General features: G+C 57.0%; 12 protein-coding genes, 1 rRNA gene and 1 pseudogene. 3 read left to right on the plus strand and 11 right to left on the minus strand.

Translation table 11 applies throughout. From position 1 onward, the window contains the following. Window positions 1-48 precede the first annotated feature (48 nt). The 3 genes from N6V40_RS14220 to N6V40_RS14230 all read left to right on the plus strand — a co-directional run bounded on the left by N6V40_RS14220 (window position 49) and on the right by N6V40_RS14230 (window position 2,025). The gene (locus tag N6V40_RS14220; protein WP_131087715.1) at window positions 49-1,188 is read left to right on the plus strand and encodes a bifunctional 2-methylcitrate synthase/citrate synthase; all 1,140 of its coding nucleotides are present in this window, start codon (window positions 49-51) and stop codon (window positions 1,186-1,188) included. Window positions 1,189-1,336: 148 nt separating this feature from the next. Next, window positions 1,337-1,813, plus strand: coding sequence for a DUF2975 domain-containing protein (locus tag N6V40_RS14225; RefSeq protein WP_262198060.1), 477 nt, complete (start codon window positions 1,337-1,339; stop codon window positions 1,811-1,813). Next, window positions 1,813-2,025 (plus strand): helix-turn-helix domain-containing protein, encoded by a 213-nt coding sequence (locus N6V40_RS14230; protein WP_131087713.1) that lies wholly within the window; start codon window positions 1,813-1,815, stop codon window positions 2,023-2,025. The genes N6V40_RS14225 and N6V40_RS14230 overlap by 1 nt, the downstream gene beginning before the upstream one ends. 28 nt (window positions 2,026-2,053) lie before the next feature. On the opposite strand, the gene N6V40_RS14235 is transcribed toward N6V40_RS14230, so the two are convergent. The 11 genes and pseudogenes from N6V40_RS14235 to rrf all read right to left on the minus strand — a co-directional run bounded on the left by N6V40_RS14235 (window position 2,054) and on the right by rrf (window position 13,709). Further along, window positions 2,054-2,560, minus strand: a complete 507-nt coding sequence (locus N6V40_RS14235) for an 8-oxo-dGTP diphosphatase (RefSeq protein WP_262198061.1) — start codon at window positions 2,558-2,560, stop codon at window positions 2,054-2,056. Between the two features lie 2 nt (window positions 2,561-2,562). Further along, window positions 2,563-3,486: a site-specific tyrosine recombinase XerD gene (gene xerD / locus N6V40_RS14240; protein WP_131087711.1), complete on the minus strand. Its 924-nt coding sequence runs from the start codon at window positions 3,484-3,486 to the stop codon at window positions 2,563-2,565. After that, window positions 3,483-4,127: an NUDIX domain-containing protein gene (locus N6V40_RS14245; protein WP_262198062.1), complete on the minus strand. Its 645-nt coding sequence runs from the start codon at window positions 4,125-4,127 to the stop codon at window positions 3,483-3,485. Before N6V40_RS14245 ends, xerD begins: the two co-directional genes overlap by 4 nt. A 119-nt stretch (window positions 4,128-4,246) precedes the next feature. Then, window positions 4,247-5,923, minus strand: coding sequence for a CTP synthase (locus N6V40_RS14250; protein WP_131089738.1), 1,677 nt, complete (start codon window positions 5,921-5,923; stop codon window positions 4,247-4,249). Between the two features lie 122 nt (window positions 5,924-6,045). After that, on the minus strand, window positions 6,046-7,788 hold the full coding sequence (gene recN, locus N6V40_RS14255; RefSeq protein ID WP_131087709.1) for a DNA repair protein RecN: 1,743 nt from the start codon (window positions 7,786-7,788) through the stop codon (window positions 6,046-6,048). 116 nt (window positions 7,789-7,904) lie between these two features. After that, on the minus strand, window positions 7,905-8,933 hold the full coding sequence (locus N6V40_RS14260) for an NAD kinase (RefSeq protein WP_131087708.1): 1,029 nt from the start codon (window positions 8,931-8,933) through the stop codon (window positions 7,905-7,907). 74 nt (window positions 8,934-9,007) lie between these two features. Then, window positions 9,008-9,795 (minus strand): annotated as a pseudogene (locus N6V40_RS14265) (TlyA family RNA methyltransferase). Continuing rightward, complete coding sequence (locus N6V40_RS14270; RefSeq protein ID WP_165477242.1) at window positions 9,792-9,965, minus strand: hypothetical protein; 174 nt, start codon at window positions 9,963-9,965, stop codon at window positions 9,792-9,794. The pseudogene N6V40_RS14265 and the gene N6V40_RS14270 overlap by 4 nt, the downstream one beginning before the upstream one ends. 2 nt (window positions 9,966-9,967) lie before the next feature. Continuing rightward, window positions 9,968-10,975 (minus strand): HAD-IIA family hydrolase, encoded by a 1,008-nt coding sequence (locus N6V40_RS14275; protein ID WP_131087706.1) that lies wholly within the window; start codon window positions 10,973-10,975, stop codon window positions 9,968-9,970. 49 nt (window positions 10,976-11,024) lie between these two features. Continuing rightward, window positions 11,025-13,067, minus strand: coding sequence for a hypothetical protein (locus tag N6V40_RS14280; RefSeq protein ID WP_262198063.1), 2,043 nt, complete (start codon window positions 13,065-13,067; stop codon window positions 11,025-11,027). Window positions 13,068-13,592: 525 nt separating this feature from the next. Further along, window positions 13,593-13,709 (minus strand): 5S ribosomal RNA (gene rrf, locus N6V40_RS14285). Between the last annotated feature and the right edge of the window lie 13 nt (window positions 13,710-13,722).

The raw sequence follows: 13,722 nt of genomic DNA on the forward strand, positions 1-13,722 counted from the left end.
GTCGGCGCACCCAACGCATTAGTACTCCGGCAATGAAGAGGAGCAAGAATGACTACCACCGAGGACATCAAAAAGGGCCTAGCAGGCGTCGTCGTTGACTACACCGCCGTCTCCAAGGTCAACCCGGAAACAAATTCGCTACTGTATCGCGGTTATCCAGTGCAAGATCTGGCGGCCAGCAAGTCCTTCGAAGAGGTTGCCCTGCTGTTGTGGAGCGGTGAATTGCCTTCCCAAAGCGAGCTGACCGAATTCAGCGCCTTTGAACGCGCCAACCGCGCCCTGGATCCACGGGTGAAGGCCGCTATCGATTTGCTGCCTACCGATTGCCACCCGATGGACGTCGGCCGTACCGCGGTATCCGTCATCGGTGCCAATCACCCGCAGGCGCAAGACTCCTCACCCGAAGCCGAACTGCGCAAAGCCAAAGAGCTTTTCGCGGCATTCCCGGCGGTTGTTGCCTACGATCAGCGCCGACGTCGTGGACAAGAAGCAGTTGCTCCGCGCGAAGATCTGGACTACTCAGCAAACTTCTTGTGGATGACATTCGGCGAGGAAGCCGCACCCGAGGTGATCGACGCGTTCCGTGTCTCCATGGTGCTCTACGCGGAGCACTCCTTTAACGCCTCGACCTTCACCGCCCGCGTGATTACTTCAACCCTTTCGGATCTGCATTCGGCGGTCACCGGTGCCATTGGCGCACTCAAGGGCCCGCTGCACGGTGGAGCGAACGAAGCGGTGATGCACACCTTTAATGAGATTGGCATCAACAAGGAAGAATCTCGCGAGGACGCCGCCAAGCGTGCCAAGACCTGGATGGAAGACGCACTGGCCAACAAGAAGAAGGTCATGGGCTTTGGTCACCGGGTTTATAAGCACGGTGACTCGCGCGTACCGACCATGAAGGCCGCGCTCGATCGCATGATCGAGCACTATGGCCGGCAAGAAATGCTCGGACTGTATGACGGTCTTGAAGCGGCCATGGACGAGGCAAAGGCCATCAAGCCAAACCTCGACTACCCCGCCGGCCCCACCTATCACCTGATGGGATTCGACACCGAAATGTTCACCCCGATTTTTATCGCGGCGCGCATCACCGGATGGACGAGCCATATCTTCGAGCAGCGTGCAGCCAACGCGCTGATTCGCCCACTCTCCGCTTACAACGGTGAGGATCAGCGCGCGCTCTAGTACGCTCAAATCAGCTCGAGGCCATCGGGTCCACGCTTCACAGCGTTGACTCGATGGCTTTTTTGCGCCATGCGAACTTGCGCTCAACCCCGATCGCACCTATCGTTTAACGATAGAATAATTTCGACTAACGATAGGTTCGTTCGGCATGGGCAAACTCAGCATTCTCTGCCTTAAGATCATTCTGGCCATCGCTACCGCCGGCGCGCTCTTTGTGCAATTTGGCATGATCCCTATGATCATCTTCAACGACTCCCACGGAACCGGAGCCGAACGCCTAGTCAGCGGATCATTTCTGGCCTACTTGTTCATTGCCGGGCTCATCATCGAAGCCTGCGTCTACTGTGTGTGGAAGCTCGCCACTCGGGTGAGACGCGGAACCGTGTTTGATCCGGCCTCGCTACGCTACGTTTCACCGATCATCTTCGCATTTGTTATTGGTGCGCTGGCCACATTCACCCTGGCGGCAATTTTTGCCAGCAGTTCAGAAATCGCACCAGGCATCGTGCTTCTGATCGGTGGCGCTGGGGTTCTTATGATCGGCATCAGCTTCATCGTTCTCGTTCTGCGCCACCTTCTGGAACAGGCCGCGCAGCTGCGCACGGAACTCGGCGAGGTTATCTAATGGGGATTCGAGTAGATATCGACGTCATGTTGGCCAAGCGGAAGATGGCCGTGGGTGAGCTATCGGAGAAAATCGGCATTACCCCAGCAAATCTTGCAGTTCTCAAAAACGGTCGAGCCAAAGCAGTGCGATTCACCACCCTTGAAGCGCTCTGCCGAGAACTAGCGTGCCAGCCTGGCGATCTGCTGGTCTTCGAACCTGACGAGGATTAGCCGCTAAGACTCGGTCCCACGTGGCAGGCTAAGTCCAAGGCTCAATGTGGATATTTTGTACCGATGCATTATCCGCAGCCAGCACAATCGTCGCAGTAAACTTCTCCCCGGCGACCAACTTTGGTAACCACAAAGGCGAGTCCTGCCACATGTGTTCAATGGGAAGGCGTTGTGGATCCACCCAGAGTGGCTGAAGTTCATCGCTAACTAATGCTTCTCCCGACGCACGGCGGGTGACGAATGTAGTGCAGTGCATATTCGCAGATTCAAGGGCGCTGAATCTGAAGTTGATCTGAGCTGACAACTCTAAATCGTCGGACACAACCTCAAGTCCAGTTTCCTCGCGAAACTCACGAATCGCGGCATCCACACAGCTCTCGCCTGCCTCAACTTTTCCGCCGGGAAGCACGATCTTTCCTTGGCCAAACCCGCGCAGCTTGCGTCCCAACAGAACGTGAACTCGGCCCTCGCGCTCATCGGTCAGGGCAACCAGCGCTATTTGCCGAGCAGAATTGGACGCCAGACTATTCGGCATTTTTAGTTCACCCTCGGGTGAGCCAGTTGGTAGGCCTCACGCAAGGAATCAACGCTCACCTTGGTATAGATCTGCGTTGTTGTCACCGAAGCGTGACCAAGAAGCTCTTGGACCACCCTTACGTCAGCTCCACCTTCTAAGAGGTGCGTAGCAAAGGAATGGCGCATCGTATGCGGAGATACGTCACCGGTGATGCCGGCCCGCTGCGCTGCTTTGCTAAGTAAGAGCCACACTGATTGGCGGGAGAGTCTGCCGCCGCGCTGGTTCAAAAACAGCGCCGGAGTTCCTTTGCCCTTGGCTGCCAGCCCCGGGCGCGAACGCACCAGGTAGTCACTGACGGCTCGCTGGGCATATCCGCCTACTGGCACGATCCGCTCCTTTGAGCCCTTACCAAAAAGCCTCACGACCGCATCATCGGCGAAGTGCAGATCGTCAACATCCAGATCAACAACTTCAGAAATTCGTGCTCCGGTGGCGTATAGGAATTCAAGAATCGCCCGATCGCGAAGTCCGGCTGGAGTTTCGGTATTGATCGAGTCAAGCAATTTGGTGACTTGAGAGATGGAAATTGCCTTCGGTAGCGACGCACCGATGGTGGGCGGTTGAATTTCGCGTGCTGGATTGGGCGCGCAAATCCCTTCTAGCTCCCAGTACTTATGAACCTGCCGGATCGCCACTGCATGTCTGGCCACCGATCGCGCACCCAAAGCCTGATGCTCTTCATCGCCTCGGGACAGCTCCTGCAGATAACCGCTAATCGTAGCTTCGGTGATGTCCTGCGGATCGAGGACCCCATAGGAGCACAGTGCGGCCGTATAGCGGTTAAGGTCCCGGCGATAAGAGTCGAGCGTGTTTTCGGCCAGACCTCGCTCGATTGCTAAGTGCTGCAGGTAACGGTTTACAGCACGCTCAAACTTTCCGCTCATCCCTGGCGCAGGTATGGATGCACATCGAATGGTTCGTTAGCGTCTCGCAGGTTCGCATAGTTGTCTGCGCGGGCCGCTTGCGCCGCCAAAATTGCGATCATCGCCGTCGGATTGTGGATCTTGCCCGACAATACTGCTGCCACAGCATCCTGCAGTGGCACCCAGGCGCTGATCATCTCGGCTTCTTCTTCAGTTCGTAGGTGACGCTGATCTTCGGGGGCGAGCTTTGGCTCACGAGCCAAATACACGCGTACTGCTTCGGCTGAGGATCCAGGGCTGAGGAACACGTCGGTCAGAATGGACCATTGCTCTGCCGTTCGATCGGCTTCTTCCCAGAGCTCACGTTTGGCGCCATCTAGTGGGAGTTCCCCTTCGACGTCCAATAGACCTGCCGGGATCTCCCATAAACGCATTCCGACTGGGTGACGGTACTGATTGATCATCAGCACTCGTTCTTCTTCGTCCATCACCAGTACGCTCACCGCTCCTGGGTGATCGATGTAGTCGCGTTCGATGGTTCCGCCGGTTTCAGACAGCTTTACCGAATCGTGAATCACGTTCCAGATTCGGCCTTGATATAGGGTTTCTCGGGCCAATAGTTCGCGCGGAGAAAATTCATCAGAAATCGGAGGCGTCTGCACCGGGTTCGTCCTTCGGTCGGTAATTGCTGGACTGCATTCTCCAGCTTAAACAGCAACGCGCCGGTCAAGAGTGACCGGCGCGCATTTGTCTGCAGAGTTTTCACCCCGCAAGAGAACTACTAGCTACGCTGCGACAGAGCAGCCTCAACCAGACCCGCAAACATTGGGTGTGGTCGGGTTGGACGGCTGGAAAGCTCTGGGTGAGCCTGCGTGGAGACGTAGTAAGGGTGTACGTCCTTTGGCAGTTCAACAAACTCGACCAAGCTGCCATCAGGTGAGGTTCCGGAGAAGACCAGACCTGCTTCTTCAAGCTGCGCGCGGTAAGCGTTGTTAACTTCGTAACGGTGACGATGGCGCTCGGCGACATCGGTTTTGCCATAGGTTTCGGCCAGTACGGAACCTTCAGCCAACTTTGCCTCATAGAGACCCAGTCGCATGGTGCCGCCAAGGTCGCCCTTGCCATCAACAATTGCCAGCTGTTCTTCCATAGTTGCAATAACTGGGGTGCTGGTTTCTGGATCAAACTCGGTGGACGAGGCCCCTTCAAGTCCTGCGACGTTACGCGCATACTCGATGACCATCGACTGCAGACCAAGGCATAGGCCCAAGGTTGGCAGCTTATTTTCACGAGCAAAGCGCAGGGCGCCAAGCTTGCCTTCAAGTCCGCGGATGCCGAAGCCACCAGGAACGCAAATTGCTTCTACCCCGGCTAGTGCCTTGGCAGCACCGGCCTCGGTGGCGCAATCATCTGCAGGTACCCAACGGATGTTGACCTTGGCATTGTTAGCGAATCCGCCGGCACGCAAAGCTTCCGTTACCGAAAGGTAAGCATCTGGAAGGTCGATGTACTTGCCGACCAAGGCTACGGTCAGTTCGGTGCTTGGGTTGTGTACGACGTCAAGCAGACGATCCCACGAGGTCCAGTCAACGTCGCGGAACTTCATTTCCAGAGTCTGAACGATGTATGCGTCCAAGCCCTGTGCGTGAATGACCTTAGGGATGTCGTAGATGCTTGGCGCATCTGCACAGTTGATGACCGCCTCGGTATCAACGTCGCAGGTACGTCCCAACTTCGCACGCATCTCAGCAGGAATTGGACGATCCGAACGGATCACCAAGGAGTCTGGCTGAATACCAATTGAACGCAAAGCAGCAACTGAGTGCTGGGTTGGCTTAGTCTTCAGTTCGTGGCTAGGACCGATGAACGGCACCAATGAGACGTGAACGAAGAACGCGTTCTTGCGGCCAATGTCCTGGCGGACCTGACGCGCGGCTTCAAGGAATGGCTGAGATTCGATGTCACCAACGGTGCCACCAATTTCAGTGATGATTACGTCAGGAGCCGACTTACCCTCGATCGGGTCAGTAGCTGCCAAGCGCATACGGCGCTTGATTTCATCGGTAATGTGAGGGATGACCTGGACGGTATCGCCCAAGTATTCACCACGGCGTTCACGTTCGAGAACGGTGGAGTAAACCTGACCGGTAGTTACGTTAGCAGTTCCTGGAAGGTTTTCATCCAAGAAGCGTTCGTAGTGTCCGATATCCAGATCGGTTTCAGCGCCATCGTCAGTAACGAAGACTTCACCGTGCTGGAATGGGTTCATGGTACCTGGATCGACGTTCAGGTACGGGTCGAGCTTCTGCATGGTCACTGAGAGACCACGAGCCCGAAGTAGGTGACCAAGGCTGGATGCCGTCAATCCCTTACCAAGGGAAGAGGCCACACCGCCGGTGACGAAGATATGCTTTGTCGTTTCAGACGACCGAGAATCACGAGTTGAATTACGCTGCATCACGGGATTTCATCCTATCACCATTCCAATATTTCGCATCCTTCTAAAACTCTAGTGCACCATCACGCGATGCCATAGCAACGCCGTAAAACAGGGCTTCACCAAGACTTTTAGCCAAATATTTACTTAGCAGTGGTGAGCGATGACACTAGAAGCTGCGCTTCCGACAGCAATTCTTCTGCGTGGGCCTGCGCCGTGTCTGATTCTTCTTGCCCTGCCAACATGCGCGCCAATTCTTTAACACGCGCGTCCTGATCAAGACTGATAACGTCGCTGGCGGTGTACCCGGAACCGGCCTTCGCCTTGGTATCGGAGTTCTTGATAACGCGAATATGCCGATCCGCATAAGCAGCAACCTGCGGCAGGTGCGTCACGACGATAACCTGCACGTGCCTTGCGAGCATCGCCAGTCGCTCACCAATGGCCACAGCAGCCTTGCCGCCTACGCCTTGGTCGACTTCATCAAAGACGAATGTGGGCACTGGGTCTACGGCAGCAAGCACGACCTCAATGGCCAGCATGACGCGTGAGAGCTCACCGCCACTGGCACCCTTGCCCAATGGTCGAGCAGACGCACCAGCGTGTGGGGCCAGGAGCATCGAGATTCCGTCCTGTCCGAACGCCCCCGGCTCATCCAATTCAGTAACTTCGATGACGAGCTTTGCATCAGGCATGGCCAACGCTTTGAGTTCCGCGGAGACCTGGCTCGAAAGCTTCTTGGCGGCTTTTCGGCGGGACTCGGAAAGCTCGGAGGCCAAAGAAGCGACACGATGCTCTAGCTCCACCACTTCACTTTCCAGCTCTTCGATGCGTGAGTCATCGCCCCCGAGCTGTTCTAGTCGAGTGCGAGCCTCGACAGCCCAGCTGATGACCTCATCGATGCTCGGCGCGTATTTACGCATGAGCTTGTTCAGATCCGCACGTCGCGCCTCGATCTGTGCAAGACGCTCCGGTCCTTCCTCATCCAGGTCGGCTACGTAGGCAGCGAGGTCACTGGATAATTCGGAAGCGAGGATGCCAAGTTCCGCCGCCCGTTCAACAAAGGAAGCTAACACTGGATCATCGTCGCTGGCCTGGGCGAGCACTCCCCTAGCCGTCTCAGCCAGCGTGGTCACCCCAGGGTTTTCAAAGTCCTCGGAGTCAATAACGGTCTGCGCTTGCTGGCTGGCCGAACGCAAGGACTCAACGTTGCCCAATTTCATCGACTGCTCGCGCAAGGTTTCATCTTCGCCCGGCTGCGGGTCCAACTCGTCAATCTCCACCAAGGCCAGTCTGAGGTTTTCCGCTTCGCGCACTCGATTGCGCGATTCCGTCTTCAGATTTGCTAGTTCTTTGGTGACCGCGCGCCATTGGCGGTAGGAACGTTGATAGTTGCTCAAGGTCCGAGCTAGGGATTGGCCGGCAAAACGATCCAGTGCATCGCGTTGTGCAACCGGCTCTTTGAGGCGAATCTGGTCAGATTGGCCGTGCACCGCTACGAGGTCATGCCCCAACTCCGCGAGTAGCCCAACCGGCGCGCTACGTCCGCCAATGGTGGCACGCGAGCGTCCCTGCGCGGAAAGCGAGCGCGAAATCAACAGCTCACTTTGCTCACCGGCGGGCTCGATGAATGCACCTGCTTGGCCGGCGGCGTCAAGAACGTGATGATCCGGCGGAAGGTGAACGACAGCTTCGGCCAGAGCGTGCTTTGCACCGTTGCGCACAGCTCCGGCATCTGCACGACGCCCTAGCAGTAAGGACAGGGCAGTAATCACCATGGTCTTGCCGGCACCGGTTTCACCGGTGACAACAGTCAGCCCCGGCCCCAGTGGCAGGGTCGCCTCGGTAATCACACCAAGGTTGGAGATCTGGATTTCCTGAATCATTGCCTACTCCCGAAGGTCGCGTTCAAGTCGTACCGTGCGAACTTAGTATATGTGTTCTAATCACGATTTTCGCAACTATGTTCGAGAGTGTGGAAAAGTTTTTTGCCTTTGCGCGGTTAGTCGCCGTTCGTTTCAGGCCGAGCCACCATCGGAATTCCGGGCTCATCACGATAGTGCGGTTCAATACTCTGCACCCCAGAGCCAATCACCGGCAGCGACGAGGTCGCAGGTCGGCGCGATTGCTCATCAGCTGGACCTCGCCAACCGGCGATCGGCAGCTCAAACTTGTTAACTAGTCGCTCGGAGAAGGGAGTGGTGTTCAGTCGAGCCAGGTAGACCGGGCAATCGCTACGGGTTACTTCTACTCGAGCTCCGGGCGGAAGTTCGATCGTGCGTCGTCCGTCGCACCAGAGCACCGCACCGGCGTCTGTGCGGGTCAGCATTTCCACTGCCATCACCGAATCTGGGGAAACCACCAGTGGCTTGGCAAACAGCGCGTGGGCAGAAATTGGCACCATGATCAGCGCTGCTACATCTGGCCAGACCACTGGGCCGCCGGCGGAGAATGAATAGGCGGTGGAGCCAGTAGGGGTTGCCATGACGACGCCGTCGCAGCCAAAGGTTGAAATGGGTCGGCCGTCAACCTCGATCACGACTTCGACCATGCGTTCCCGATTGGCTTTCTCCACTGCCGCTTCGTTCAGCGCCCAGGTTTGTGCCAGGCAGACGTTGTCGAGCCAGACTTTCACGTCGATGGTCATGCGTTCTTCGACCGTGTAGGCCTGATTGACTAGGGCATCAACCGTCGCGGCCAGTTCGGTGCGCTCGGCCTCCGCAAGGAAACCCACGTGCCCGAGGTTTACGCCCACCAACGGCAGTGGTGCTTGGCGAACCAACTCGGCTGCACGCAGTACCGATCCGTCTCCGCCCAAAACCACCCCAAGATCAACATCTTCGATCTGGCAATCTTCACCAAGGATCTCGATGGGTTCGATGATGGACCCGACTGCGTCGATCATCGCTCCGTAGTCTTTGCGGCGCATAACGCTCATCGCGCCGGCGGAGGCAAGTAGCGAGCAAGTTTCAATGGCTGCGGCAACCGCTTCTTGGCGTCCGGTATGAGTGAAGACTAGGATTCGACGCAAGGCGGGCGGCCCCTCTCAGGATCGTGAGACGCAAAATGACCGTGGCGTTCGACCCCGGCTAATGCACTTCACTTCTAAGAATAGTCAACGTTGTGCCAGATCGGCGGAACATCGGGTGCCTGTACGTCTTCTTCGGCTACAAGCCAAAGGAAGAACTCAATGTTGCCGTCTCGACCAGGAAGCGGACTGCGTGCCAAACCGCGCAAGTTCAGCCCTGCTGTCTTCGCGCTGGCGATCACCGCTTCAACCGCTGACTGGCGTAGCTGCGGATCGCTGATCACACCCGTGCGGTTTTGCAGCTCACGACCTACTTCGAATTGCGGTTTAACCATAAGGACCAACGAGCCGCCAGGCTGGGTCGCCCCGGCCAAGGCATCAACGACCAGTCGCAAGGATATAAAGGACAAGTCGGCTACTACGAGGTCGACAACTCCCCCGATATCTTCGGGAGTCAGGTACCTTGCATTCAGACCTTCGTGCACCGAGACGCGTGGGTCTTCGCGGATCTCGGTGACCAACTGATCATGGCCAACATCCGCTGCGACCACATGCTTTGCCCCGCGGCGCAACAGTACGTCGGTGAATCCACCGGTTGAGGCGCCAGCATCTAGGCAGCGCAACCCCTCGGGATTAATAGTCGTAAATACATCTAGTGCGCCGGCGAGTTTATACCCTGCGCGCGAGACGTACTCTTCACCGTCGGTAGGTACCAACGTTAGTTCGTCGGTGTCCGACACCTTTTGGAAGCCTTGGTCACCGGCTCACCGGCCAGTAGTACACGGCCTTCTGCCAATAGTTTGCCAGCTTCGGTGCGCGAACGTGCTAGTCCGCGGGTGAGAAGTTCTTGGTCTACCCGATTCATCGGCCCTGCTCCGTTCGATTGAGCTCCTGCTGTAAACCATTGAGCAGGTGCTCGTAGATCCCAGCGTGCTCGGTAATGTCATGATCTGCCAAGGAGGAAAGTACCTGCTCGACCTGTGAATCGTTAACGCCATGCGGGCCGGGGGCCGGCTGCGAATTGTGTGGCAGCACCTTTAGCTCCGAACCCGGCGCAGGGTATCGAGCCCACGCTCGGTGAAGCGAATTTCTGGTTCTTCGTGACCAGCTTGGCGTGGGTGGGCCAACCACCAAGCGTGGCAGGCTGCGCGCCATGCGTTCAGATCTGATTCGCTGCCGGCAACTTCGATGGCCCCAGCATCAATCTTGGCCACCGCGTCGCCTACCTGTACTCCGTAGCCAAGAACCTTGATGGTTGGGTACGGGCGGTACAGATCGGCCAGCGTATTAATAAGGTAGTTTGGACGCTGATCCATGGGGGCACCAAGCGCGGTGCGCGGGGAATCAACGCCGGTCAGGACCAACACGGTGGAGAATCCAGCACGGAAACCACCGAGAATATCGGTATCCAATCGGTCACCGACAACCAACGGGCGCTTTGAATCCAAACGGTCCGCAGCCCTAGCAAAGAGGTACGATTCAGGCTTACCAGCCACCTTCGGCTCGCTACCTGTGGCTAGCTTAACCGCGTTGACCAGCGAACCGTTGCCCGGCGCGATACCTTCAGCGCGGGGAATGGTCAGGTCGGTGTTGGTGGCTACCCACATCGCACCGTTGTTAATGGCGTAGGAGGCCTCAGCCAAATTTTTCCACGACAAATCCGGATCGAATCCCTGAATCACCGCAACGGGTTGATCAGCGTGCGATTCGACCACTTCCAGTCCGCGAACGGCAATGCATTCACGCAGGTAGGGGGAACCCACCACCAAAACCTTGGATCCTGGATTTAATTCGCGGGCGAGCATTTCGGCTCCGGCATCAGCGGAACCGAATATCTGCTCGGCGCTCGTCTTAACTCCTAGCTGCCGCAGGTGCGCTGCGACAGACATCGGTGAACGCCCCGCATTGTTGGTAATGAACGCCAAAGTGACGTTCACTTCCGCGAGGGTGTTCAGCGACTGGACCGCATCGTCGATGGCATCAGGGCCAGCGTAGACGACACCGTCAAGGTCGGAGAGGACAGAATCAAATCCAGAGATCAGCATTCGGTGGGGGTTCCTACTACTTGTTGTTTATGACTACTACTGCCACAGCTTACTTGGCGGAGTCGTCTTCAACCTCAGTGGTTTCGATTTCCGTGTCGGACTCGCTAACCTCGGTCAAGCCGTCTTCTTCGTCGATGCCGGTTTCAGCAGCTTCAACTTCGTCAGCTTCTTCGGCTTCGTCAGCGTCTGCTTCTTCAGCTTCGTCAGCATCCTGGTCTTCGTCACCGGATTCGATCAGGTCCTTGGCACGAGGAGTTTCGTCCTCTTCCTCATCCATTTCTGGAGCAAGGTCCATGATGAACGATTCGGTTTCGTGCTCAATGCCCAGAGCGTTCTCGGCCACAACGACCTGCTCGTTCCAACGCTGTGCGTCTTCGGTACGACCGGCAGCCGAAAGCAGATCGGCGTATGCGGTGAACAGACGTGGGCTGAAGGAGAACGCGCGGTTGAAGTTCAGCTGTTCCAAGGATTCCAGCTCAGCCAATGCTTCATCTAGCTTGCCCAAGTCACCGTGAGCGCCAGCCGAAACAATCTGCATCTCAACCTTTACAGCGGCTTCGAGGTTCGCAGATTCTTCAGAGTGAGCCAACTCAATAGCCTTCTCTGGACGACCCAGGGCGCGCAGCGAGTCGGCGATCAGCGGCAGGTTGTAATCCGAACCGGAGATACGACGGTGGGTGCGCAGTTCGCGCAGAGCATCGGCGTATTTGCCGGCGTGGTAAGCAGCAATTCCCACTGCTTCACGCACTACTGCCACGCGGCCACCACGACGGGAAGCTGCCAAGGTGTGCTCGTAAGCCAATTCTGGATCTTCTTCGAGCAAACGGCCAGCCATAACTAGGTGCTTAGCTACCCAGCTTGCAGAACGCTCTTCGAGGTAACGCAGCTGGGCGCGAGCGACGCGGTCCAGCTCTTTACCGGTAACGTCCTCATCGATATCTGGTGACTGGGAGCGGTCTGCACGGTTGGAGATACGAAGATCGCCTGGGTTGTGAGCGCGAACTGCCTCGCCGCGTGGATCTTCGAAACGTGGAGTGCGCGCTGGGCGATCCCCATTCGAACGATCATCCTTGCGGAAGTTGCCACGGTCATCGTTGCGCTTGAAGCCACGATCATCATCACGGCGTTCGCCACGGAATCCACCACGGTTCTCGTCGCGCTTGAATCCACCGCGGTTGTCGTCGCGACGCTCGCCACGGAATCCGCCACGGTTCTCGTCGCGCTTGAAGCCACCGCGGTTGTCGTCGCGACGCTCGCCACGGAATCCGCCACGGTTCTCGTCGCGCTTGAAGCCACCGCGATCGTCATTACCCTTGAAACCGCCACGGTTGTCGTCGCGATTGAAGCCACCGCGGTTGTCGTCGCGGCGTTCGCCACGGAATCCACCACGGTCATCGTTGCCCTTGAAACCACCGCGGTTATCATCACGCTTGAAACCGCCACGGTCATCATTACGCTTGAAGCCACCGCGGTTGTCATCGCGACGCTCGCCACGGAATCCACCACGGTTATCATCGCGCTTGAAACCACCGCGATCGTCATTGCCCTTGAAGCCACCGCGGTTGTCGTCGCGACGCTCGCCACGGAATCCACCACGGTCTTCGTTGCGCTTGAATCCGCCGCGATCGTCATTGCCCTTGAAGCCACCACGGTTGTCATCACGCTTGAAACCACCGCGGTTATCATCGCGGCGTTCGCCACGGAAGCCACCGCGATCGTCGTTGCCCTTGAAGCCACCACGGTTGTCATCACGCTTGAAACCACCGCGGTTATCATCGCGGCGTTCGCCACGGAAGCCACCGCGGTTATCATCGCGGCGTTCGCCACGGAAGCCACCGCGATCGTGGTTGCCCTTGAAGCCACCGCGGTTATCATCGCGGCGTTCGCCACGGAAGCCACCGCGATCGTCGTTGCCCTTGAAGCCACCGCGGTTATCATCGCGGCGTTCGCCACGGTTATCATCGTTGCGCTTGAAACCACCACGATCATCACGACGTTTGAATCCGTCGTTACCTGAATTGTTGCGGTTTGAATCTGAGTTCCGGAAGTCGCCTCGTCCGGTGTCGGAATTACGGCGGAATTCGTTAGACATTTAATGTCCCCTTCAGCGGCAATCTCGATACCGCAACCTTCGTGATCGCTCACACGATGCACTTCACTATTAATTAATCAGCGTGCTCTATAGGCACGAACAACTAAATTCCAGTCTACGGGAGTATGGACTCACACAATAGAGAAAGAGTGCCATTGTGGTAAGACACTCAGTGGAAAGCAACATACCGAGTACGAAAGTTCTTCGTTCCGGCCGGTTCAACATCAAAAGTCGGATAATCACCTCCGGAGAACGCAGCTTGAACGCTACAGGAAAGTACAGGAGATCGTTCCAGGCACTTCGTGAAATCCAGCAAACACCGATGTCCCACGGTTGTAGGCCCATAAGCCGGCACCTGCCACCAGTTCTTTAAACAGGAAAAAGGGGTCGAGCTTCAGCTCAACCCCTACCAACCAGCAATCAGCGGCCGACAATCAGCAACCAACCCACCGTTGGTGGTTAAACAGGTGAGGCCCCAACCAAAAGGTTAGGGCCTCAAACCAACATTCATCTTTATTAAGTTAAGTCCGGCGGTGACCTACTCTCCCACACCCTCACGAGTGCAGTACCATCGGCGCAGTGGGCCTTAGCTTCCGGGTTCGGTATGGGACCGGGCGTTTCCCCCACGCTATGACCGCCGTAACAATCACGAAGC

It is taken from the genome of Glutamicibacter sp. M10, assembly GCF_025452055.1.
Taxonomy (GTDB): Bacteria; Actinomycetota; Actinomycetes; order Actinomycetales; family Micrococcaceae; genus Glutamicibacter.